This window comes from Streptomyces sp. TN58, assembly GCF_001941845.1.
Taxonomy (GTDB): Bacteria; Actinomycetota; Actinomycetes; order Streptomycetales; family Streptomycetaceae; genus Streptomyces.
This window is the reverse complement of sequence record NZ_CP018870.1, coordinates 5196873-5219020: the sequence shown is the minus strand read 5'-3', so window position 1 is coordinate 5219020 and position 22148 is coordinate 5196873. Positions and strand designations below refer to the sequence as shown.

The window sequence follows — 22148 nt, the reverse complement described above, 5'->3', positions numbered from 1 at the left end:
CCGGAAAGGAGTCAGCGACGTTCCGGTTTGGCGCTTCGGCCCATCAGTTCCTTCAGGGCCACGAGGGTCGGCTTGCCGTGGTGGACGATGTCCACGACGGTCTCGGTGATCGGCATGTCGACCCCGTGCCGGCCCGCGAGATCGGCCACCGACTGGCAGGACTTGACCCCCTCGGCGGTCTGCCTGGTGACCGCGATGGTCTCCTCCAGCGTCATCCCGCGGCCGAGGTTGGTGCCGAAGGTGTGGTTCCGGGAGAGCGGCGAGGAGCAGGTGGCGACGAGGTCGCCGAGGCCCGCGAGGCCGGAGAAGGTCAGGGGGTCGGCGCCCATGGCCACGCCCAGGCGGGTCGCTTCGGCGAGTCCGCGGGTGATGAGCGAGCCCTTGGTGTTGTCGCCGAGGCCCATGCCGTCGGCGATGCCGACGGCGAGGCCGATGACGTTCTTGACGGCGCCGCCGAGCTCGCACCCGATGACGTCGGTGCTGGTGTACGGGCGGAAGTACGCGGTGTGGCAGGCGGCCTGGAGGCGCTGGGCGACGGCCTCGTCCACGCAGGCGACGACGGAGGCCGCGGGCTGGCGGGCGGCGATCTCGGCGGCCAGGTTGGGGCCGGTGACGACGGCGATGCGCTCGGCGGGGACCTTGGCCACCTCCTCGATGACCTCGCTCATCCGCTTGGCGGTGCCTAGTTCGATGCCCTTCATGAGGGAGACGAGCACCGTGTCGGGGGCCAGCAGCGGGGTCCAGGCGGCGAGGTTGTCGCGCAGGGTCTGGGAGGGGACGGCCAGGACGGTGAAGTCGGCGCCCGCCGCGGCCTCGGCCGGGTCGGCGGTGGCGCGGATGGTGGCGGGGAGTTCGACGTCGGGGAAGTAGTCCGGGTTGGTCCGGCCCGTGTTGATGGCGTCGACGACCTCGCTGCGGCGGCCCCAGAGGGTCACCTCGCAGCCGGCGTCGGCGAGCACGATGGCGAAGGCCGTGCCCCAGGAGCCTGTTCCGAAGACGGTCGCCTTCACGGGACGTGTCACTTCTTGCCCTCCCCTGCGGCCTTGCGCCGCTGTTCCGCCCTGGCGTTGCGATGGTCGTACGGCTGCTCGGGCGCGGTCTCCCCCCGCACCTCCTCCAGGAGGCCGGTGACGGCCGCCATGATCGCCTCGGTGGCCTCCTTGAGGACGTCCGGGGTGGGTTCCCGGTCGTAGTAGGCCGAGAGGTCCACGGGCGGTCCGGCGAGCACCTGGAGGGTCTTGCGCGGGAAGAGCCGGACCTTGTTCTCCCTGGCGTACGGCGGCATCGCGAGGTTGGCGCCCCACTGGGCCACCGGGATGACGGGCGCCCTGGTGATCAGCGCGACGCGGGCGACGCCGGTCTTGCCGGCCATCGGCCACATGTCGGGATCCCGGGTCAGGGTGCCCTCCGGGTAAAAGGCGACGCATTCGCCGCGCTCGATGGCGTCGACGGCGGCCCGGAATGCGTCCAGGGCGTTGGTGCTCTCCCGGTAGACGGGGATCTGCCCGCTGCCGCGGAGGATCGCGCCGACGAACGGGACCTTGAAGAGGGCGGCCTTGGCGAGCAATCGGGGCACGCGGCCGGTGTTGTACTGGAAGTGCGCGTACGAGAGCGGGTCCAGATACGAGTTGTGATTGACGGCGGTGATGAATCCGCCCTCGGCCGGAATGTGCTCCATTCCCCGCCAGTCCCGCTTGAACAGCACTACCAGCGGCGGTTTTGCGATGACCGCCGCCAGGCGGTACCAGAAGCCGATTCTGCGGCGGGACACTCGGACACCTTCCTCTAGGACCGGTGCGCGGCTGGGGCACCTCGTCGTCGGCCGGACAAGTGTCACCCCGGGCCCGGTCTCTGTCGAGAACACCGTACGCCCCGCTCAGGCCGCCGGACTCCCGGGCTGCCCGGGCGGGGGCGACAATGGGGCCACACATGACCGGGCCGTGACCCGGCCCTGGCCCGGGGAGGGGCCGGTGGGAACCGGAGGAGAGGGGTCCGTCACGAACGCCGTCTGGAGCCTGGTGGTCCCGCTGAAGCCCCTGTCGGTGGCCAAGAGCCGTCTCGCGCCGGCCGTGGGGGCCTCCCGTCCGGGGCTCGCCCTGGCCTTCGCCCAGGACACCGTCGCGGGGGCGCTGGCCTGCGCCGCGGTCGCGGATGTGGTGGTCGTCACGGACGACGCGGGGGCCGGTGCGGAACTGGCCGGGCTGGGTGCGCGGATCGTGCCCGACGCCCCGGCGGCCGGGCTCAACGCGGCGCTGGCGCACGGCGCGCGGGCGGCGCGCGAGGGGCGGCCCGCCGCGGCGGTCGCGGCGATGAACGCCGACCTGCCGGCGCTGCGGCCCCACGAATTGCTACGCGTGCTCGAAAACGCCTCGGCATTTCCGCGGGCATTTCTGGCGGATGCGGCCGGAATCGGGACGACCTTGCTTTCCGCCGCGCCTCACGTGGAATTGGCCCCGTCCTTCGGAGGGCCGTCGCGGGCCAGGCATTCCGCGTCGGGGGCGGTGGAAATCGCACTGGCGGACGTGGACAGCGTGCGCCGGGACGTGGACACCGCGGCCGACCTGCGGACGGCGCTCGCGCTCGGTGTGGGGCGTCACACGGCCCGATACAGTGCGGGTATGCAGGCGACCGCGTACACGTACGACTCCCAGACCCGCAGCGGCAGCGTGCTGCTGGACGACGGCACCCCGGTGCCCTTCGAGGCCCCGGCGTTCGACGCGGGCGGCCTGCGGCTGCTGCGCCCCGGACAGCGGGTCCGGATCGAGACCGCCGGCAAGGGCGCGGACCTGCGGATCACCCTGGTCACGCTGCAGACCTTCTGAACCGGGCGGCCGCGGCGCCCGCGAGGCGGCCGGCGGCCCCGGAACGCACCGCGGGCCGGCCTCCCCCAAGGGGGAAGCCGGCCCGGCGTGTGTGACTCGTGCCCCTACTTCTTGCGGGCGGTGGTCTTCTTCGCGGTGGCCTTGCGGGTCGTCGTCTTCTTGGCCGGGGCCTTCGTCGCCGCGGTGGCCTTCTTGGCCGCCGGGGCGGTCTTCTTCGCGGCGGCGGTGGTCTTCTTCGCGGCGGGCGCGGCCTTCTTGGCGGTGGTGGCCTTCTTGGCGGTGGACGTCGCCTTCTTCGCCGTGGCCGTGCTCTTCACGGCCGTCTTCTTGGCGGTCGCGGTGGTCTTCTTCGCCGTGGTCTTCTTGGCGACCGCGGTCTTCGCCGCGGCCTTCTTGGCGGTGGTCGCCTTCTTCGCGGCGGCCTTCTTGACCGTCGCGGAGGCACCGCCGCTGAGGCTGCCCTTCGGCGCCTTCTTCACCGACACCTCGCCGCCCTTGGGGAGCTTCTTGGTGCCGCTGACCAGGTCCTTGAAGCCCTGGCCGGCGCGGAAACGGGGCACGGAGGTCTTCTTGACCCGGACGCGCTCACCCGTCTGCGGGTTACGGGCGTAGCGGGCCGGGCGGTCGACCTTCTCGAACGAGCCGAAGCCCGTGACCGAGACCCGGTCGCCCGCGACGGTAGCGCGGACGATCGCGTCCAGTACCGCGTCGACAGCGTCCGCGGCCTGCTGGCGGCCGCCCAGCTTGTCGGCAATCGCTTCTACGAGCTGCGCCTTGTTCACGTCTTCCCCTTCGGAGACATCGCCAGAACGAATGTGTTCAAGCTTATTTCGCACGTTAGGCGGATATATACCGCAAATCAAACACGAAACGGGCTAATCACCCTAGTGCCGCAACGCCGGAGGCGGTTACGGAGTTCCTTCGCATCAGTCGCCTTCAGGGAATCGACCCTCGTCGAGGTCCTTCATCAACCTGTCCAGGCGCCTTGCCGCATCGGCGAGATCATGCTTCGACGCGGCCGTGACGACCAACAGCTTCCGGGACAGCGCCATCCTTACGCCCTCCGGGACTTGCAGTGAGCGCACCCGTGTGTGTGCTTCTTTCAGCCGGTCCGCGACGAGTTCGTAGAGGTCGAGTTGACTGTCGCGTTCCATGCACAGATTGTGCCATCTGGGGCGAGTTGTCGCCTCACGGGGCCTCAACAAACGGCTGTGCCCCCCGCCTTCCGGCGGGGGGCACAGTGTTGTCGACGTGATCACCCGAGGGTGAATAAGCGCTGATCAGGCAGGAATCAGGCCTGAATCGTGCGCGGCTTGAAGGCCGGGCGGGCGCTTTCGTACGTGGCGATGTCCGCTTCGTTCTGAAGGGTGAGCGAGATGTCGTCCAGGCCTTCCAGCAGGCGCCAGCGGGCGTTGTCGTCGAGTTCGAACTCGGCCACGACGCCTTCCGCGCGCACCTGGCGGTCGACCAGGTCGACGGTGATCTCGGCGGTGGGGTCGGCCTCGGTGAGCTTCCACAGCCGCTCGACGGTCTCCTGCGGGAGCACCACGGTCAGCAGGCCGTTCTTCAGCGAGTTCCCGCGGAAGATGTCGGCGAAGCGGGAGGAGACGACCGCCTTGAAGCCGAAGTTCTGCAGGGCCCATACGGCGTGCTCGCGCGAGGAGCCGGTGCCGAAGTCGGGTCCCGCGACGAGCACCGTCGCGCCGGCGCGCTCGGGGCGGTTGGTGACGAACTCCGGGTCCTTGCGCCAGGCCTCGAAGAGCCCGTCCTCGAACCCGTCACGGGTGATCTTCTTGAGCCAGTGGGCCGGGATGATCTGGTCGGTGTCGACGTTGCTGCGGCGCAGCGGGACGGCGCGGCCGGTGTGGACGGTGAAGGCTTCCATGGTTCAGACTCCGGCGGTCGCGTCGGCGGCGGACAGGTCGGCGGGCGAGGCCAGATGGCCCAGCACCGCGGTGGCGGCGGCCACCTGCGGGGAGACCAGGTGGGTGCGCCCGCCCTTGCCCTGCCGGCCCTCGAAGTTGCGGTTGGAGGTGGACGCGGAGCGTTCACCGGGCGCCAGTTGGTCGGGGTTCATGCCCAGGCACATCGAACAGCCCGCGTGCCGCCATTCGGCGCCGGCCTCCTTGAAGACCTTGTCCAGGCCCTCCTCCACGGCCTGGAGGGCGACGCGGACGGAGCCCGGGACGACCAGCATCCGTACGCCGTCGGCGACTTTGCGGCCCTCGATGATCCCGGCGACGGCGCGCAGGTCCTCGATGCGGCCGTTGGTGCAGGAGCCTACGAAGACGGTGTCGACCGTGATGTCGCGCAGCGGCTGCCCGGCGGTCAACCCCATGTACTCCAGGGCCTTTTCGGCCGCCAGGCGCTCCGAAGCGTCCTCGTACGAAGCCGGGTCGGGGACCTCCGCGGACAGCGGCGCGCCCTGGCCCGGGTTGGTGCCCCAGGTGACGAACGGCGACAGGGCGGAGCCGTCGATGACGACCTCGGCGTCGAAGACCGCGTCCTCGTCGGTGCGCAGGGTCTTCCAGTACGCGACGGCCGCGTCCCAGTCCTCGCCCACGGGCGCGTGGTCGCGGCCCTTGAGGTAGTCGAAGGTGGTCTGGTCGGGGGCGATCATGCCCGCCCGGGCGCCGGCCTCGATCGACATGTTGCAGATGGTCATGCGGGCTTCCATGGAGAGCCGCTCGACGGCCTCGCCGCGGTACTCCAGGATGTAGCCCTGCCCGCCGCCTGTGCCGATCTTGGCGATGATCGCCAGGATCAGGTCCTTGGCGGTGACACCCTCGGCCAGCTCCCCGGTGACGGTGATCGCCATCGTCTTCGGGCGGGCCAGCGGCAGCGTCTGGGTGGCCAGCACGTGCTCGACCTGGCTCGTGCCGATGCCGAAGGCCAGCGCGCCGAAGGCGCCGTGGGTGGAGGTGTGGGAGTCGCCGCAGACCACGGTGGTGCCGGGCTGGGTCAGGCCCAGCTGCGGTCCCACGACGTGGACGACGCCCTGCTCGACGTCGCCCAGCGAGTGCAGGCGGACGCCGAACTCGGCGCAGTTCGCCCGCAGCGTCTCCAGCTGGGCACGGGAGACCGGGTCGGCGATCGGCTTGTCGATGTCGAGGGTGGGGGTGTTGTGGTCCTCGGTCGCGATGGTGAGGTCGAGGCGTCGGACCTTGCGGCCGGCCTGGCGCAGTCCTTCGAAGGCCTGCGGGCTGGTCACCTCGTGCAGCAGGTGCAGATCGATGAAGAGGAGGTCGGGCTCGCCTTCGGCGCGCCGGACGACATGGTCGTCCCAGACCTTCTCCGCGAGTGTCCTACCCATCGCTTTCCCTCCGGCCGGCGGGTTGTGCCGGCGCTTCATAGAGATTCGTGCGCCTGTCGCCCGTACCCCACGTCCCGGACGACGGCTCGGACCCAGTGGTTCGTGGACCCGCACATACAGACTCGCTGGTTCTTGGAAAAATTGAACTTGCGTTTCACAGTGTGAGACGCGAATATCGTTTCATGGACAACTCTAGCGGCGTCGGCGTTCTCGACAAGGCAGCTCTGGTATTGAGCGCACTGGAGTCCGGTCCGGCCACCCTCGCCGGGCTGGTCGCGGCGACAGGGCTCGCACGACCCACGGCACATCGCCTTGCCGTGGCACTGGAACACCACCGGATGGTGGCGAGGGACATGCAGGGCCGGTTCATCCTCGGTCCGCGGCTGGCGGAGCTCGCCGCCGCGGCCGGCGAGGACCGCCTGCTGGCCACGGCGGGACCGGTACTCACCCACCTCCGTGACGTGACGGGCGAGAGCGCGCAGCTCTACCGCCGTCAGGGAGACATGCGCATCTGCGTGGCGGCCGCGGAGCGGCTGTCGGGCCTGCGGGACACCGTCCCGGTGGGCTCGACCCTGCCGATGAAGGCCGGTTCGGCCGCGCAGATCCTCATGGCCTGGGAGGAGCCCGAGCGGCTCCACCGCGGCCTCCAGGGCGCGCGCTTCACGGCGACGGCGCTCTCGGGTGTACGGCGCCGCGGCTGGGCGCAGTCGATCGGCGAGCGGGAGCCCGGCGTGGCGTCCGTCTCGGCGCCGGTACGCGGACCGTCGAACCGCGTGGTGGCCTCCGTTTCGGTCTCCGGTCCGATCGAGCGGCTGACCCGCCACCCGGGCCGGATGCACGCCCAGGCCGTCATCGACGCGGCCGCCCGGCTCACGGAGGCGCTGCGCCGTTCCGGCTGACGCCCCACCTCCATCCGCCCACCCCCGGGCCCGGGGGCGCGTTCGACGCCGCACACGTCCGAACACGCGCCGCCGGGCCCGTACTTACGCCGCCAGTGCTGTGGCCGGGCCGGCGCGGCCGTCGGCGCACGGCGAAGAGGCCCCCCGCGACGAACGCGGGGGGCCTCCTCCATGCGTACCCCCGACCGGATTCGAACCGGCGCTACCGCCTTGAGAGGGCGGCGTGCTAGGCCGCTACACAACGGGGGCTTGCTCTGTACTGCGCTGGGCTACCAGGACTCGAACCTAGAACAAAGGAACCAGAAACCTTCGTGTTGCCAATTACACCATAGCCCAATGTGGTCTATACCAGACCAGTACCCCCGACCGGATTCGAACCGGCGCTACCGCCTTGAGAGGGCGGCGTGCTAGGCCGCTACACAACGGGGGCCCTAGCGATCCTGCATCAAGACGTCCGGGAGCTACCCAATGGAGATCTTGCGGGAAGGATCTGTACCCCCGACCGGATTCGAACCGGCGCTACCGCCTTGAGAGGGCGGCGTGCTAGGCCGCTACACAACGGGGGCAAAGCACTGCGTTACTACTGCACTGCGCTGGGGTACCAGGACTCGAACCTAGAATAAGGGAACCAGAAACCCTCGTGTTGCCAATTACACTATACCCCACCGAAAGTCAAGACCCTGGGGGACTTTCTTTCGAGTGGCGCCTCCGTCCGGCCTTTCGGCCCGCTCCGGCGGCGCAGAAAGAACATTACCGGATGCCTGACCGTGCTCCAAAACGGGTATCCAGTGCCAGGAGCTCCGGCAGCCGGTCAAGGCCTTCGATCCGGTGCGCCCCCTCGGGGCCGGGCCCCCGGAGGCCGTCCCGGTCGATCCAGACGGCCAGCAGCCCCGCGTCGCGGGCGCCGCGGGCGTCGATCTCGGGCTGGTCCCCCACGTACGCCACCTCCCCTGGCGGCAGTCCGAGCGCGTCGCACGCGGCGAGGAACGCCTTCGCCTCGGGCTTGCTGACGCCGAGCTCCACGGCGCAGACCAGCACCTCGAAGCGCTCGCGCAGCCCGAGGTGGCGCAGCTTGGGGTCCTGGTTGGCGGTGGAGGAGTTGGAGAGCACCCCGTGGCGGTAGTCGGCCGCGAGGGCGTCGAGCGCCGGCACCACGTCGGGGAAGACGGTCCAGGCGGCCTTGTAGTGCTCGACGTAGCTGTCGAACCAGGCGTCGGCCTCGGCCGCGGTCATGCGGGGCTCGTCGAGGAACTCCCGTACGCGATCCTGGCGCTGCCCCTGGAAGGTGCCCACACCCGCGGCGAAGCGCGCCCAGTGGCGGTCGGTGATCTCCCGCCAGCGCGCGAGGGCCTGTACGGGGGTCCCGTACCGCTCCGCGAGCCGGACGGCCTCCAGTTGCGCCGCGAGTCCCGCCGCGTCGGCTCCCGTGTAGTCGAAGAGGGTGTCGTCGATGTCCCACAGCACGGCGCGGATCGGCATACGCCCGAGCCTACGCCGCGGGCAGCCGCCGGGTGGGCACGTCGGGGAAGTCCGTACCGGCCGGCCCCGCCGGCAACGCCGCAGGGGGCGGCGGCCCGGGTCGGGCGCCGCCCCCTGCGGGACGTACGGGTGGTGCCGCGGGTCAGCCGGCCAGCTTGGCCAGGGCGGCGTCGATGCGGGCCAGCGAGCGCTCCTTGCCCAGGATCTCCAGGGACTCGAAGAGCGGCAGGCCGACGGTACGGCCGGTGACGGCGACGCGGACCGGGGCCTGGGCCTTGCCGAGCTTGAGGCCGTGGGCCTCGCCGGCGGTCAGGACGGCCTGCTTGAGGGACTCGGGGTCGCTCCAGTCGGCACCGGCGAGCTTCTCGCGGGCGGTGGTCAGCAGGGCCGCGGGCTCGCCCTTCATCGCCTTGTCCCAGGAGGCCTGGTCCTCGACGGGCTCCTTGCGGAACAGGAAGTCGACGTTGGCGGTGATCTCCGACAGGACGCCGACGCGGGTCTGGGCGTACGGCGCGATGCGCTCCCAGGCCTCGGGGTCGAAGTCCTCGGGCTCCCAGTTGGCGTGCGGGGCCTGGAGCCACGGGGCGCAGCGGTCCGCGAAGACCTTGGGGTCGAGCAGGCGGATGTGGTCGCCGTTGATCGACTCGGCTTTCTTCAGGTCGAAGCGCGCCGGGTTGGCGTTCACGCCGTCGATGTCGAACTTCTGGACCATCTCCTCGATCGAGAAGACGTCCTGGTCCTTGGAGAAGGACCAGCCGAGGAGCGAGAGGTAGTTCAGCAGGCCCTCGGGCAGGAAGCCGCGCTCGCGGTACAGGTTGAGCGAGGCCTCGGGGTCGCGCTTGGAGAGCTTCTTGTTGCCCTCGCCCATCACGTACGGCAGGTGGCCGAAGGCGGGGGTGCCCTTGGCGACGCCCAGCTCGACGAGCGCCTTGTAGAGGGCGATCTGGCGGGGGGTCGAGGAGAGCAGGTCCTCGCCGCGCAGGACGTGGGTGATCTCCATCAGCGCGTCGTCGACCGGGTTGACCAGGGTGTAGAGCGGGGCGCCGTTGGCCCGGACGATGCCGAAGTCCGGCACGTTCTCCGGGGTGAAGGTCAGCTCGCCGCGGACCAGGTCGGTGAAGGTGATGGGCTCGTCGGGCATCCGGAAGCGGACGATCGCGGGCCGGTGCTCGCCCTGGTAGGCCTCGATCTGCACGGTGGAGAGCTCGCGGCAGTGGCCGTCGTAGCCGGAGGGCCTGCCGGCCGCGCGGGCGGCTGCACGGCGCGCGTCGAGCTCCTCGGTGGTGCAGTAGCAGTGGTAGGCGTAGCCGCCGTCGAGCAGCCGCCGCGCGACGTCCTTGTAGATGTCCATGCGCTCGGACTGGCGGTACGGGGCGTGCGGACCGCCGACCTCGGGGCCCTCGTCCCAGGTGAAGCCGAGCCAGCGCAGCGAGTCGAGCAGCTGCTCGTAGGACTCCTCGGAGTCGCGGGCGGCGTCGGTGTCCTCGATGCGGAAGACGAACGTGCCGCCGTGGTGGCGCGCGAACGCCCAGTTGAAGAGGGCGGTGCGGACCAGGCCCACGTGGGGGTTGCCGGTCGGGGAGGGACAGAAACGTACGCGGACAGGTCCGTTAACCACGCTTGATCACCTTGTTGGTGAGAGTGCCGATGCCTTCGATGGTGACGGCGACCTCGTCGCCGACGTTGAGGGGGCCGACTCCGGCCGGGGTCCCCGTGAGGATGACGTCGCCGGGGAGCAGCGTCATGGCCTCGGTGATGTGGACGACCAGGTCCTCGATGGAGCGGACCATGTCACTGGTGCGGCCGAGCTGGCGCTGCACGCCGTTGACCGTGCACTGGATGGTCAGGTCGCCCGGGTCCAGGTCGGTCTCGATCCAGGGGCCGAGGGGGCAGGAGCTGTCGAAGCCCTTGGCGCGGGCCCACTGCTTCTCCCGCTGCTGGACGTCGCGCGCGGTGACGTCGTTGGCGCAGGTGTAGCCGAGGATGACGTCCTTGACGCGCTCCCGGGGGACCTCGCGGCACATGCGGCCGATGACCACGGCGAGTTCCGCCTCGTGGTGGAGGTCCTGGGAGAAGGAGGGGTAGGTGATCGGGTCGCCCGGGCCGACCACGGAGGTGGACGGCTTGAAGAAGGTGATGGGGGCTTCCGGACGGCCTTGGTCGTCGAAGACGGTGTTGCCGAGCTCCGCCGCGTGCTCCGCGTAGTTGCGGCCGATGGCCACGACCTTGTTCGGGAGCACGGGCGGCAGGAGCCGGACCTTGCTGAGCGGGACCTTCGTACCCGAGAGCTCGAAGTCCGCGAACGGGATGCCCTTGATGATGTCGAGCACGAGCGACGCTTCGTTGCCGGGGGCGGCGTCGCCCTCGACCGCGCCGAACGCGACATTGCCGTCGATCGAGAACCTGGCGATGCGCACGTGTTGCGTCTGCCCCTCTGTATTTCCGCTGGCTGGAGTCTGCGGTCTCCAGGCTAACGCGGCGGGCAGCGGCGCTTCACGTTCCGTGCGGGGCGGCTTACTGCGCGGCGGCGGCGACCGGCGCGTCCATCAGGACCGTGCGCCGGGGGTTGGCGGTCTGCGTCGGCAGCTCGACGGCGTGCTCCGGGGTGGCCGGGGCCGCCTGCAGTTCCTCCGCGTCCTTGAGGTGCGCGAGGGTGGTGCGGCGGGGGTTGGCTATGTTGCGGAACATCGTCGTCGTCTTCATCGGAGTTCGGGGCCCTCGGTTCGGTCTGCGGATGTCGGCCGGCGCCCGCACCAGCCCTGGCGCCCAACCCTTCAAGGGGCAAGGCTAAACATCCGAATCCCCCGCTGAACCGGGAAGTAATGGCCATGGGTATGTGAGTTTGCTCACCCGTGACCAGACATTTCACGCAAATCAGGCAGTCGATCAGACCTACCGAAACGGACATTCCGCCACTGAATGCGGCATTCCGCTCCTGATCATGGCGACTGGGACACCTTGCCAGCCGTGTTGTTTGGATGGCGTAAGTCCGATTTCAACCGAATGCGGTCACACACCGCGTAGTTGGACGGCGACAAGCGGTTACCGACTCTCCGGGACGGCGCGCGCACCTTGTTGGAGATCCGCCACTGTGCTGGAATTCGCGGGACCGCCGCGGGACTCAGTCCGGCGCGCAGGTGGCGCGACTCAGCGCCGTGCGGCGGGAAGAAAGGGAGACGCGCCGGTCACCGACGACCACCATGGGGCCGAAAGCGCCCCACGACTCGACACCGTTCCGCCGGTCGCCCGGCGGGACGCCTGGTCCAGAGGTTGCGACGCTAGTGCAGGGACGATTCAAGAGGGATGGCAAGGGGTCTCCCCAGGCCCGCCAGGGCCGTGGGGAAGCTGCGGCGGAGCAGGAACCGCGCGGCGGGACCGACCGTGGCGCCTCGCCCCAGCACGCCCAGAACCGCGGGCCGGCTGTCGAAGGCGCGGGCCCCGATGCCTCCGCCGCGGTGAAGGCGAAGAGCCGCTCGAAGAGCCTGAAGGCCATGTCCAAGGACAAGGCCGGGCCCGCCGAGCAGGACTCGGCGATACCGAAGGCCCCCAGTGGGCCCGGATCCCGCCTCGCCATGCAGAACTGGCGCATCAGCACGCGACTGGTGTCGCTGCTGACCCTGCCGGTCGTCGCCGCCACCACGCTCGGTGGCTTCCGCATCAACGACTCGCTCAACGACATCGCGCAGCTTGAACACATGCAGCTGCTGACGACGATGACGCGACAGGCCACCAACCTGGCCGCCATGCTCCAGGAGGAGCGCGACCTCTCCGCGGGTCCGCTCACGATCTCCGGGGGCAAGAGCAACAGCCAGGTCGACAGCGTCCGCGCGCAGACCGACGTCGCCAAGAAGGCCTTCACCGCCGCGACCGACCGGGTCGACAGCACGGGCAAGAAGGACGACACCCTCAAGTCGATCCGCAACAACGTGCTGCAGATCGGCCGTCAGATCGCGAACCTCGACACGATCCGCAGCAAGGCGTACTCCACCGGCGCCCAGCAGACGGTCAGCGAGTACAACGCGATGATCGTCTCGCTGCTCTCGCTCTCCCAGGACATGGCGCAGGCCACGTCCAACCCGGAGATGATCAAGCGTACCCGTGCCCTGGCCGCGTTCTCCGCCGCCAAGGAGTACGCCTCCATCCAGCGCGCGATCATCGCCGCCTCGCTTCCCGACACCAACGAGAAGCAGGGCCAGCTCAAGGAGAACGACCGGCTCTACGCCCTCTCCGCGCAGAAGGGCGAGCAGCAGGCGAAGACCACCTTCGAGCTCGTCTACCAGGGCCGCACCGAGGAACTCCTCGCCGGTCTGGGCGACAGCAACTCCGAGATCTCCAGCGCCGACCACTACGCCCGCCGCGTGCTGACCAGCCAGGACGCCTTCCTCCGCGAGAAGAACCGGTCCTGGCTGGACTGGTACGACGCGGACGGCACCAAGATCCAGGCCATGAAGGTCATCGAGCTGACCCTGCTCGAAGAGATGGAGCAGAAGGCCCGCGAGCTGAAGAGCGCGGCCCAGCAGGACGCCATCATCAACGGTGCGCTGATCCTCCTCGTCCTCGGTGTCTCCCTCGTCGGCGCCTTCGTCATGGCCCGCTCCATGATCCGCTCGCTGCGCCGTCTGCAGGACACCGCGACGCGCGTCGCCCAGGACCGCCTGCCCGAGCTCGTCAAGCAGCTGTCCGAGTCCGACCCGCAGGACGTCGACACGTCCGTGGAGTCGGTCGGTGTGCACACCCGCGACGAGATCGGCCAGGTGGCCGCGGCGTTCGACGACGTGCACCGCGAGGCGGTCCGCCTCGCCGCCGAGCAGGCCCTCCTGCGAGGCAACGTCAACGCGATGTTCACCAACCTCTCGCGCCGCTCGCAGGGCCTCATCCAGCGCCAGCTCTCGCTCATCTCCGAGCTGGAGTCGCGCGAGGCCGACCCGGACCAGCTGTCCTCCCTCTTCAAGCTCGACCACCTCGCGACCCGCATGCGCCGCAACGGCGAAAACCTCCTCGTCCTCGCGGGCGAGGAGCCGGGCCGCCGGTGGACCCGCCCCGTCCCGCTGGTCGACGTACTCCGCGCCGCCGCGTCCGAGGTGGAGCAGTACGAGCGCGTCGAGCTGGCCTCGGTGCCCGGCACCGACGTCGCCGGCCGCGTCGTCAACGACCTCGTGCACGTCCTCGCCGAGCTGCTGGAGAACGCCACCTCGTTCTCCTCCCCGCAGACCAAGGTCAAGGTCACCGGTCACGCGCTGCCCGACGGCCGCGTGCTCGTCGAGATCCACGACACCGGCATCGGCCTCTCCCCGGAGGACCTCGCCGCGATCAACGAGCGGCTCGCGTCGCCGCCCACCGTGGACGTCTCCGTCTCCCGCCGCATGGGTCTCTTCGTGGTCGGCCGCCTGTCCCTGCGACACGGCATCCGCATCCAGCTGCGCCCCTCCGACTCGGGTGGTACGACGGCCCTCGTCATGCTGCCGGTGGACGTCGCCCAGGGCGGCAAGAAGCCGGGTCCGACACCGGGCCAGGGCGGCCAGGGTGGCCAGGGCGGTGCCCAGGGCGCTCCCGGTGCCCAGGCCTCGGTGCCCGGTCCGGGCGGACGTCCCTCCGTGGGCGCGGGCCCGCAGCGCGGCCAGGTCGCCGGAGGCGGCCAGCGTGCCGCCCTGCCGGGACGCGACGGAGCGCCCGGTCAGCAGCGTCCGCAGGGCGGACGGCCCCAGGCCGGCCCCGGGGCTCCCGGCGCCCGTCCGCAGCAGGGCGGTCCGACCACCGCGGGCCAGGGTCAGGGCGCTTTCGGCGCCGGCGGCCCGCTGCCGACCCGCGGTCCGGTCCCCAGCGTCGGCTTCGGCGGTGGCCAGCAGTCCCGTCCCGCGTCCGGCCAGCCCGGGTTCCCGCAGGGCAACGGCTTCGAGCGTCCGCAGCAGCCCCAGCCGCAGCAGGCTCAGCACCAGCAGCAGCCCGGCCCCGCCGGCCCGGCCCAGGGCGGTCCCCGGCCGCAGCCGTCGCCGCGCGACGGCGCCGGCGCCCGCCCCGAGCTGCCCGGCCCGCAGACCCCCAGCTGGGGCTCGGACCAGGCTCGCGGCCACGACGAGCTCTCGGGCCCCGGCTCGACCGCCGAGTTCGCGCGCCCCGACTTCAACGCGCCGATGCCCCAGGGCGACGGCATGGGCAGCACCACCGGCCAGTTCGAGCGTCCGGACGTACGGGGCCCCATCGACCCGTCCGCCACCGGCCAGTTCGAGCGCCCCGGCTACCAGCCCCAGCGGCCCGGCGGCCCCGGTGTCGGCGGGTTCGCCCGCCAGCCGCAGGCCCCGCAGCAGCCCCAGCCGCAGCACATGCAGCCGCAGGCCCCGCAGCAGGGCGGCGAGTACGCACCCGTACCGCCCGCACGGCCCGAGGCCCCGCGGCTGCCGCAGGCCCACCGGCCCGAGGCGCTGCCGCCGGCCCCGAGCTCGGGCGACGCCCGCAGCCCGATCTTCGACACCCTGGAGTCGAACTGGTTCCGCGAGGAGGGGCAGCAGCCCCCCGCGCAGACCCCGGCCGTACCCCGGCAGCCGCAGCAGTCCGCCCCGCAGCAGCAGCCGCTGCCGCAGCGCGGCCAGGAGCAGGCGGCCGAGCCCGCCGCGGCGACGACCGGCGCGATGCCGACCGTCAGCTGGAAGTCCTCGCCGAACGACGAGCTGATGCGGCAGGCCGAACGCGTGCGCCAGCCCGCCGCCGGCGGCATCACGACGTCGGGGCTGCCCCGCCGGGTCCCGCGGGCGAACCTCGTGGCCGGCACCGCGCAGCAGCAGGCCGACGCGCAGACGGGGCCGCAGGTCTCGCGGGCGCCGGACGACGTCCGCGGCCGTCTGACCAACCTCCGACGCGGTATCCAGCAGGGCCGTCAGGCTGGCAACAACAGCCAGACGACCGGCAGTTACCACATCGACCCCACTTACCAGCAGGAGCGATAGTTGAGTTCGATGAGCCAGGCGGCACAGAACCTGAACTGGTTGATCACCAACTTCGTGGACAACACCCCCGGGGTGTCGCACACGGTGGTGGTCTCCGCCGACGGCCTCCTTCTGGCGATGTCCGACGGGTTCCCCCGCGACCGCGCCGATCAGCTGGCGGCCGTGGCCTCCGGTCTGACCTCGCTGACCGCCGGTGCCTCCCGCATCTTCGAGGGCGGCGCCGTCAACCAGACCGTGGTCGAGATGGACCGGGGGTTCCTCTTCCTCATGTCCGTCTCGGACGGATCCTCGCTGGCCGTACTGGCGCACCCGGAGTGCGACATCGGCCTCGTGGGCTACGAGATGGCTCTTCTGGTGGATCGCGCGGGCAGTGTCCTGACCCCGGACCTGCGCGCCGAACTGCAGGGAAGCCTGCTCGGCTGACTTCCCAGCTCCCGGCCGGACGGTACTGCCGGCCGGGAGACCGGGGCCCCCGCGCCCCGGAATCCAGTACCACCGCCAGGCCGTCATACCGTTCCCCCCACCGGCCGCCCCGTCAGACGGCACGCTGACCACTGCTGTCCAGCCCGGAGGATCAATGACCCCGCCCCCCGCCTATCCCGATGCGTACGGAGACTCGTACTCGGAAGGCGATCAGCCGCTGGTGCGTCCTTACGCGATGACCGGCGGCCGGACCCGGCCCCGCTACCAGCTCGCCATAGAGGCCCTGGTCAGCACCACCGCCGATCCGATGCACCTGTCCGGCCTGCTCCCGGAGCACCAGCGCATCTGCACCCTGTGCCGCGAGGTCAAGTCGGTCGCCGAGGTCTCCGCGCTGCTCTCCATGCCGCTCGGCGTGGCACGCATCCTCGTCGCCGACCTGGCGGAGGCAGGCATGGTGGCCATCCACCAGCCGGGCAATGGAGAGGCCGGCGGCACGCCGGACGTAACGCTGCTCGAAAGGGTGCTCAGTGGCCTTCGGAACATCTAGCGGAGCGGCTCCCCGCTCCACCACCTCCGCGAAGATCGTGGTGGCGGGCGGCTTCGGCGTGGGCAAGACCACGTTCGTCGGAGCCGTGTCCGAGATCAACCCGCTGCGCACCGAAGCCGTCATGACGTCCGCGAGCGCGGGCATCGACGACCTCACCCACACCGGTGACAAGACGACCACCACGGTCGCCATGGACTTCGGCCGCATCACCCTCGACCAGGACCTGATCCTGTACCTGTTCGGTACGCCGGGCCAGGACCGCTTCTGGTTCATGTGGGACGACCTCGTCCGCGGCGCCATCGGTGCGATCGTGCTCGTCGACACCCGCCGCCTCGCCGACTGCTTCCCCGCCGTCGACTACTTCGAGAACAGCGGCCTGCCGTTCGTCGTGGCGCTCAACGGCTTCGAGGGGCACCAGCCGTACACGCCGGAGGAGGTCCGCGAGGCCCTGCAGATCGGCCCGGGCGCTCCCATCATCACCACGGACGCCCGCCACCGCGCGGACGCCAAGAGCGCGCTCATCACGCTCGTGGAGCACGCCCTCATGGCGCGGCTCAAGTAGCGCGGTGGCTCAACTGCCGCACGGGAGGGGCGGGCTGTGTCGTATGACACGGCCCGCCCCTGTCGTTCATAACGTTTCGACAGAGAATTGAAGCCGGTTGGCAACGGGATGCGTTCAGTCGGTACCGCTGTGCTCACAACCACCCCGGTTTTTGCAGGGGGACGCTCTTTATGTCCGATTTATGTGAGGCATAAGTCTCCAGGACAGGCGGATTTCAACTGTTTGGAACAGGGCCGTCAACCGTGCTGGAATTCAACGAACTAGCTAGTAGCACCGCCGAGAGGTTGTTGGTCGAGTGAGGCGAAGCAACGCAAGCCCCGCGGATGAACCCGCGCGCGGCAACTTCACCCCGCCGCCGCGAGCGGCCACGTCGCCCGCCGACGTGCCCGTGGAACCGCCTGTGAAGAGCGGGAGCACCAGCCGGTTCTCCCCGCGCAACTGGCGCGTGCCGACCCGCCTGAACGCCATCCTGCTCGTGCCGGCCCTCGTGGGCCTGGTCATGGGCGGGTTCCAGGTCAAGGGCTCCGTCGACACGTGGAACGAGGCCAAGGACGCCGAGCAGATAGCCCGGGTCGTCCAGGCGGCCTCGGAATACAGCCAGGCACTGCTCAACGAGCGTGACCTCACGGCCGAGCCCCTCCTGAACGGCCAGACCAAGGACGCGAAGGTCCTCGCGGCCTACGCCGCGACCACCGCGGCGAAGGAGAACTTCGACAAGGTCGTCCAGGACCTGCCCGAGAACCAGGGCATGGAACGGCGTCTGGAGCTCTTCCGCACGGAGGAGCCCAAGCTGACGGACGTCCGCCAGACCGCTTACCAGGCCGGGATCGAGAGCCCCAAGAAGAACCCGCCGACCTCCTTCGGTCCCATCCCGACCGAAGAGGGCTACGTAACGGTCCAGCACTACCTCATGCAGTTCGCCAACGAGCTCGGTCTCGGCACCGGCAACGTGACCTCGTACGGCCGCATGGTCTACGCGATCCAGCTCGCCAAGGCGGCGAACTCGCTCCAGCGCTCCGTCGGCACGCACCTCCTGGTGCGCCCGAGCGCCGACGAGAACACCCGCAAGGCCCAGCTCGTCGCCTTCTCCTCCTATGCCTACCTGGAGGAAATCGCCATCGGCGAGTACGTCGCGGCGGGCACCGAGGAGGACGTGACCCGTCTGAAGACGGTCATGGGCAAGAAGGCCGAAGAGGGCGCCGCCAAGCTCGCCGAGGCCAAGGGCGCCGCCGAACAGGCCGGCACCCCCTTCAAGTCCCCGCCGGTCTCGCCGATCAACAAGTCGATCCTGACCGGTATGACCGAGGCGATCGCCAGCGGCGATCCCAAGAAGAAGGTCATCGACGGCGGCACGACGCCGGCGGCCTGGCAGTTCGCCGCCACCTCGAAGTTCGACGGCTACCACGAGATCGAGAAGGAACTCCTGGAGAAGGCCGTCAACGACGCCGTCGCGGTCTCCGACGACGCCCGCACCGACGCCATCACCAACGGCGCCATCGTGGTCGTGGCCCTGCTCGCCGCCTTCATCCTGGCCGGCATGATGGCCCGCCAGATGGGCCGTGCGATGAGCCGCCTGCGGACCGGCGCCTTCGACATCGCCGAGCAGCGCCTGCCGTCGCTCGTCGACCAGCTCTCGCGCACGGACCCGGGCAAGGTCGACACCCGTGTCCAGCCGATCCCGATCGACTCCCAGGACGAGATCGGCGAGGTCGCCCGCGCGTTCGACCAGGTCCACCGGGAAGCGGTCCGGCTCGCCGCCGAGCAGGCGCTCCTGCGAGGGAACGTCAACGCGATCTTCACGAACCTCTCCATGCGCAACCAGTCGCTGATCGAGGGCCAGCTGACCCTCATCACCGACCTGGAGAACAACGAGGCCGACCCGGACCAGCTGGAGAACCTCTTCCGCCTGGACCACCTGGCCACCCGTATGCGCCGCAACGGCGAGAACCTCCTCATCCTCGCGGGTGAGGAGCCGGGCCGCCGCTGGGACCAGCCCGTGCCCCTCGTGGACGTGCTCCGCGCCGCCTCCTCCGAGGTGGAGCAGTACGAGCGCATCGAGCTCTCCGGCGTCTCCGAGGCCGAGATCCACGGCCAGGCCGTGACCGACCTCGTGCACCTGCTCGCCGAGCTGCTGGAGAACGCCACCACGTTCTCCTCCCCGCAGACCAAGGTCCGTGTCAACGCCACGCGTCTGCCCGACGGCCGCGTGATGGTCGAGATCCACGACAAGGGCATCGGCCTGACGGCCGAGGACTTCGCGGACATCAACCACAAGCTCGCCAACCCGCCGACCGTGGACGCCGCGATCTCGCAGCGCATGGGCCTCTTCGTGGTCGGCCGGCTTGCGGACCGCCACAACATCCGCGTCCAGCTCCGCCCGTCGGGCGAGGCGGCCGGTACCACGTCGCTGATCATGCTGCCCGACGCGATCACGCACGGTGGCGGTGGCGAGGGCATCCCGGACGACGACTTCACGGTCTCCCAGATCATTCCGGAGCAGAAGGCCCAGCAGGTCGCCCCGATGCGCACGGCGGCGGAGCTCGGCTTCGACGACTCGCGCTACGAGCAGGGCGGCGACGGGCCCGGCCTGGACCCGGTCGGCCGTTCCCTCGGCCGCGGCGAGCGCCGCGCGGCGCTGGAGGCCCAGGTCGGCTTCCCGCAGGAGCAGCAGGGCTACGCCGACCAGGGCGGCCAGGACTATCCGGAACCTCAGCCTGAGCACGGCTACCAGCAGTACCAGGGCTACGAGCAGCAGTCCGAGCAGGGTTACGAACCCGCGTACGACGGACAGCCCTCGGAGCAGGGGTACGAGGCGTACCCGCAGCAGGACTACGCCTATACGGAAGACGGCTACCCGGACCAGCAGTCGAGCACTCAGGGCTACGACAGCGGGTACGAAGCCCGGTCGGGGCAGGCCGAGTGGCCCGAGCAGAACACGTATCCGGCTGCCTACCAGCAGGATTACGGGACTGAATCGGAATCCCAGGCCGTCCCCGAACCGGCCGCGGAGCGCGTAGGCTTCGACCGTCCGGGCGCCGCTGCCGACACCGGTCACGAAATGACCGGAGCGGGCCTGCCGCGACGCGGCAGCCAGCAGCAGTGGCAGCCGGCACAGCAGGAAGCGGAGTCCCCCGGGTCCCTCTTCGAGCAGCGGCCGCAGCGTCAGCGGCAGGCCGCGGCGCCGGAGCAGGACCAGGACGGTGGCACGGCGTGGCGCTCGGGCAACGACGAGCGCTGGCAGCAGGCCGCCAAACTCCGTGAGCCGAAGGCGGGCGGGGTCACCCCGTCCGGTCTCCCTCGGCGCGTGCCCAAGGCCAACCTGGTCGAGGGCGCAGCGGAGACGACCCCGCAGGGCGGCCCCCAGGTCTCCCGCGCTCCGGAGGACGTCCGCGGCAGGTTGAGCAACCTGCGGCGCGGTGTCCAGCAGGGACGCAGCGCGGGTACTGAGCAGTCAAGTAACAGCTATGACCAGGAGCGTTAGTGTGAGCCCGATGAGCCAGGCGGCACAGAACCTGAACTGGTTGATCACCAACTTCGTGGACAACACCCCCGGGGTGTCGCACACGGTGGTGGTCTCCGCCGACGGCCTTCTTCTGGCGATGTCCGACGGATTTCCGCGCGACCGCGCCGATCAGCTGGCGGCCGTGGCCTCCGGTCTGACCTCGCTGACCGCCGGTGCCTCCCGCATCTTCGAGGGCGGCGCCGTCAACCAGACCGTGGTCGAGATGGACCGGGGATTCCTGTTCCTGATGTCCGTCTCGGACGGTTCGTCCCTCGCGGTGCTGGCGCACCCGGAGTGCGACATCGGCCTCGTGGGCTACGAGATGGCTCTTCTGGTGGATCGTGCGGGCAGTGTCCTGACCCCGGACCTGCGCGCCGAACTGCAGGGAAGCCTTCTCAACTAGCAAACAGGCAGTGCGTTTCGCGCCATCGCACCGTAGGGTGCGGTGGCGCGGTTCCACAGGGAGTACTGCGTTCTTGGAGTCGGAGGAGGAGACGTGACAACACCCGGAGGACATCCTTATGGCGGCGCGCAGCAGCCGCAGGGTGGGCACGACCAGAACCGCTTCAACTTCCCCTCCGCGCCGAGCCGGCCTGTGCCGGAGCAGAACCACTACCAGCAGTACGGACAGCCCCAGCAGCCCCAGATGCCCGCGCAGCCGCCTCCGCGCGCCGCGCGGCAGCCGGCCCCGAAGGCCCACAACCCGCTGGTGCGCCCGTACGCGATGACCGGCGGCCGTACTCGGCCGCGCTACCAGCTCGCCATCGAGGCGCTGGTCAGTACCACGGCGGATCCCGCGCGTCTGCAAGGGCAGTTGCCCGAGCACCAGCGCATCTGCCGCCTGTGCCAGGAGATCAAATCCGTCGCGGAGATCTCGGCACTTCTCTCCATTCCTCTTGGTGTCGCCCGCATTCTCGTCGCCGACCTGGCGGAGGCGGGCCTTGTCGCCATTCACCAGCCCGGCGGCGACGAGTCTGCCGGTGGCCAGCCAGACGTGACACTGCTCGAAAGGGTGCTCAGTGGACTTCGCAAGCTCTAACGGCGGAGCGGCTCCCCGCTCCACCACCTCCGCGAAGATCGTGGTGGCGGGCGGCTTCGGCGTGGGCAAGACCACGTTCGTCGGAGCCGTGTCCGAGATCAACCCGCTGCGCACCGAAGCCGTCATGACGTCCGCGAGCGCGGGCATCGACGACCTCACCCACACCGGTGACAAGACGACCACCACGGTCGCCATGGACTTCGGCCGCATCACCCTCGACCAGGACCTGATCCTGTACCTGTTCGGTACGCCGGGCCAGGACCGCTTCTGGTTCATGTGGGACGACCTCGTCCGCGGCGCCATCGGTGCCGTCGTGCTCGTCGACACCCGCCGCCTCGCCGACTGCTTCCCCGCCGTCGACTACTTCGAGAACAGCGGCCTGCCGTTCGTCATCGCCCTCAACGGCTTCGACGGGCACCAGCCGTACACGCCGGAGGAGGTCCGCGAGGCCCTGCAGATCGGCCCGGACGCTCCCATCATCACCACGGACGCCCGCCACCGCGCGGACGCCAAGAGCGCGCTCATCACGCTCGTCGAGCACGCCCTCATGGCGCGCCTGCGGTAGGAACCGGCGCCGCAGCCGCAACAGACAGGCCCCTGTGTCCAGGACGCGGGGGCCTT

The 22148-nt window shown here is 70.3% G+C and carries 19 protein-coding genes, 5 tRNA genes and 1 pseudogene; 10 read left to right on the top strand and 15 right to left on the bottom strand.

Features of this window, described 5'->3' with window-relative positions:
• Positions 1-11: 11 nt before the first annotated feature.
• Positions 12-1022: an NAD(P)H-dependent glycerol-3-phosphate dehydrogenase gene (locus BSL84_RS23890; RefSeq protein WP_030028653.1), complete on the bottom strand. Its 1011-nt coding sequence runs from the start codon at positions 1020-1022 to the stop codon at positions 12-14.
• Complete coding sequence (locus tag BSL84_RS23885; RefSeq protein WP_030028654.1) at positions 1019-1771, bottom strand: lysophospholipid acyltransferase family protein; 753 nt, start codon at positions 1769-1771, stop codon at positions 1019-1021. The genes BSL84_RS23890 and BSL84_RS23885 overlap by 4 nt, the downstream gene beginning before the upstream one ends.
• A gap of 199 nt (positions 1772-1970) precedes the next feature.
• Between BSL84_RS23885 and cofC the strand changes: the two are divergent.
• Positions 1971-2618, top strand: a pseudogene (gene cofC / locus BSL84_RS23880) (2-phospho-L-lactate guanylyltransferase); the annotation flags it as partial.
• A 308-nt stretch (positions 2619-2926) separates the two neighbouring features.
• Here the strand turns inward: cofC and BSL84_RS23875 are convergent.
• From BSL84_RS23875 to leuC, 4 genes are all read right to left on the bottom strand, one after another.
• Positions 2927-3604: an HU family DNA-binding protein gene (locus BSL84_RS23875; RefSeq protein WP_030029388.1), complete on the bottom strand. Its 678-nt coding sequence runs from the start codon at positions 3602-3604 to the stop codon at positions 2927-2929.
• 144 nt (positions 3605-3748) lie between these two features.
• The gene (locus BSL84_RS23870; RefSeq protein ID WP_030029387.1) at positions 3749-3976 is read right to left on the bottom strand and encodes a hypothetical protein; all 228 of its coding nucleotides are present in this window, start codon (positions 3974-3976) and stop codon (positions 3749-3751) included.
• 137 nt (positions 3977-4113) lie between these two features.
• Entirely contained in the window at positions 4114-4707 is a 594-nt protein-coding gene (gene leuD / locus BSL84_RS23865; RefSeq protein ID WP_030029385.1) for a 3-isopropylmalate dehydratase small subunit, read from the bottom strand.
• A 3-nt stretch (positions 4708-4710) separates the two neighbouring features.
• Positions 4711-6135 carry a 3-isopropylmalate dehydratase large subunit gene (gene leuC, locus BSL84_RS23860; protein ID WP_075971083.1) on the bottom strand — a complete coding sequence of 475 codons (1425 nt, stop codon included), beginning with the start codon at positions 6133-6135 and terminating at the stop codon, positions 4711-4713.
• Between the two features lie 182 nt (positions 6136-6317).
• Between leuC and ndgR the strand changes: the two genes are divergently transcribed.
• Positions 6318-7034, top strand: coding sequence for an IclR family transcriptional regulator NdgR (gene ndgR, locus BSL84_RS23855; protein WP_007266782.1), 717 nt, complete (start codon positions 6318-6320; stop codon positions 7032-7034).
• A 176-nt stretch (positions 7035-7210) separates the two neighbouring features.
• Here the strand turns inward: ndgR and BSL84_RS23850 are convergent.
• The 9 genes from BSL84_RS23850 to BSL84_RS23810 all read right to left on the bottom strand — a co-directional run bounded on the left by BSL84_RS23850 (position 7211) and on the right by BSL84_RS23810 (position 11216).
• Positions 7211-7283: transfer RNA gene (locus tag BSL84_RS23850), tRNA-Glu, on the bottom strand.
• Between the two features lie 15 nt (positions 7284-7298).
• A tRNA-Gln gene (locus BSL84_RS23845) sits at positions 7299-7370 on the bottom strand.
• A 21-nt stretch (positions 7371-7391) separates the two neighbouring features.
• Positions 7392-7464 (bottom strand) — tRNA-Glu (locus BSL84_RS23840).
• 63 nt (positions 7465-7527) lie between these two features.
• Positions 7528-7600 (bottom strand) — tRNA-Glu (locus BSL84_RS23835).
• Positions 7601-7627: 27 nt separating this feature from the next.
• Positions 7628-7699 (bottom strand) — tRNA-Gln (locus BSL84_RS23830).
• A gap of 85 nt (positions 7700-7784) precedes the next feature.
• The gene (locus BSL84_RS23825) at positions 7785-8513 is read right to left on the bottom strand and encodes an HAD family hydrolase (protein ID WP_030029382.1); all 729 of its coding nucleotides are present in this window, start codon (positions 8511-8513) and stop codon (positions 7785-7787) included.
• A 142-nt stretch (positions 8514-8655) separates the two neighbouring features.
• On the bottom strand, positions 8656-10131 hold the full coding sequence (gltX, locus tag BSL84_RS23820; protein WP_051873262.1) for a glutamate--tRNA ligase: 1476 nt from the start codon (positions 10129-10131) through the stop codon (positions 8656-8658).
• Positions 10124-10930: a fumarylacetoacetate hydrolase family protein gene (locus BSL84_RS23815; protein WP_030029863.1), complete on the bottom strand. Its 807-nt coding sequence runs from the start codon at positions 10928-10930 to the stop codon at positions 10124-10126. Before BSL84_RS23815 ends, gltX begins: the two co-directional genes overlap by 8 nt.
• A gap of 97 nt (positions 10931-11027) precedes the next feature.
• Complete coding sequence (locus tag BSL84_RS23810; protein WP_030029864.1) at positions 11028-11216, bottom strand: hypothetical protein; 189 nt, start codon at positions 11214-11216, stop codon at positions 11028-11030.
• Between the two features lie 578 nt (positions 11217-11794).
• On the opposite strand from BSL84_RS23810, the gene BSL84_RS23805 reads away from it, so the two are divergent.
• The 8 genes from BSL84_RS23805 to BSL84_RS23770 all read left to right on the top strand — a co-directional run bounded on the left by BSL84_RS23805 (position 11795) and on the right by BSL84_RS23770 (position 22092).
• Entirely contained in the window at positions 11795-15454 is a 3660-nt protein-coding gene (locus tag BSL84_RS23805) for a nitrate- and nitrite sensing domain-containing protein (protein WP_075971082.1), read from the top strand.
• Positions 15455-15463: 9 nt separating this feature from the next.
• On the top strand, positions 15464-15877 hold the full coding sequence (locus BSL84_RS23800) for a roadblock/LC7 domain-containing protein (protein ID WP_030846990.1): 414 nt from the start codon (positions 15464-15466) through the stop codon (positions 15875-15877).
• A gap of 154 nt (positions 15878-16031) precedes the next feature.
• A complete protein-coding gene (locus tag BSL84_RS23795) occupies positions 16032-16424 on the top strand; it encodes a DUF742 domain-containing protein (RefSeq protein ID WP_030037344.1) in 393 nt (130 codons plus the stop codon).
• Positions 16405-16986, top strand: coding sequence for a GTP-binding protein (locus tag BSL84_RS23790; RefSeq protein WP_046776286.1), 582 nt, complete (start codon positions 16405-16407; stop codon positions 16984-16986). Before BSL84_RS23795 ends, BSL84_RS23790 begins: the two co-directional genes overlap by 20 nt.
• A gap of 295 nt (positions 16987-17281) precedes the next feature.
• Positions 17282-20467 (top strand): nitrate- and nitrite sensing domain-containing protein, encoded by a 3186-nt coding sequence (locus tag BSL84_RS23785; RefSeq protein WP_030037346.1) that lies wholly within the window; start codon positions 17282-17284, stop codon positions 20465-20467.
• Positions 20468-20477: 10 nt separating this feature from the next.
• A complete protein-coding gene (locus BSL84_RS23780) occupies positions 20478-20891 on the top strand; it encodes a roadblock/LC7 domain-containing protein (RefSeq protein WP_030037347.1) in 414 nt (137 codons plus the stop codon).
• 93 nt (positions 20892-20984) lie between these two features.
• Positions 20985-21527 (top strand): DUF742 domain-containing protein, encoded by a 543-nt coding sequence (locus BSL84_RS23775; RefSeq protein WP_030037348.1) that lies wholly within the window; start codon positions 20985-20987, stop codon positions 21525-21527.
• A complete protein-coding gene (locus BSL84_RS23770) occupies positions 21508-22092 on the top strand; it encodes a GTP-binding protein (protein ID WP_007266770.1) in 585 nt (194 codons plus the stop codon). The genes BSL84_RS23775 and BSL84_RS23770 overlap by 20 nt, the downstream gene beginning before the upstream one ends.
• The last annotated feature ends 56 nt before the right edge of the window (positions 22093-22148 follow it).

Excerpts from the sequence above, each read along its gene's own strand:
- BSL84_RS23810 (WP_030029864.1), bottom strand. The coding sequence starts at position 11,216 with ATGAAGACGACGACGATGTTCCGCAACATAGCCAACCCCCGCCGCACC.
- leuC (WP_075971083.1), bottom strand. The coding sequence starts at position 6,135 with ATGGGTAGGACACTCGCGGAGAAGGTCTGGGACGACCATGTCGTCCGG.
- BSL84_RS23870 (WP_030029387.1), bottom strand. The coding sequence starts at position 3,976 with ATGGAACGCGACAGTCAACTCGACCTCTACGAACTCGTCGCGGACCGG.
- BSL84_RS23795 (WP_030037344.1), top strand. The coding sequence starts at position 16,032 with ATGACCCCGCCCCCCGCCTATCCCGATGCGTACGGAGACTCGTACTCG.
- ndgR (WP_007266782.1), top strand. The coding sequence starts at position 6,318 with ATGGACAACTCTAGCGGCGTCGGCGTTCTCGACAAGGCAGCTCTGGTA.
- leuD (WP_030029385.1), bottom strand. The coding sequence starts at position 4,707 with ATGGAAGCCTTCACCGTCCACACCGGCCGCGCCGTCCCGCTGCGCCGC.
- BSL84_RS23780 (WP_030037347.1), top strand. The coding sequence starts at position 20,478 with ATGAGCCAGGCGGCACAGAACCTGAACTGGTTGATCACCAACTTCGTG.
- BSL84_RS23800 (WP_030846990.1), top strand. The coding sequence starts at position 15,464 with ATGAGCCAGGCGGCACAGAACCTGAACTGGTTGATCACCAACTTCGTG.
- BSL84_RS23825 (WP_030029382.1), bottom strand. The coding sequence starts at position 8,513 with ATGCCGATCCGCGCCGTGCTGTGGGACATCGACGACACCCTCTTCGAC.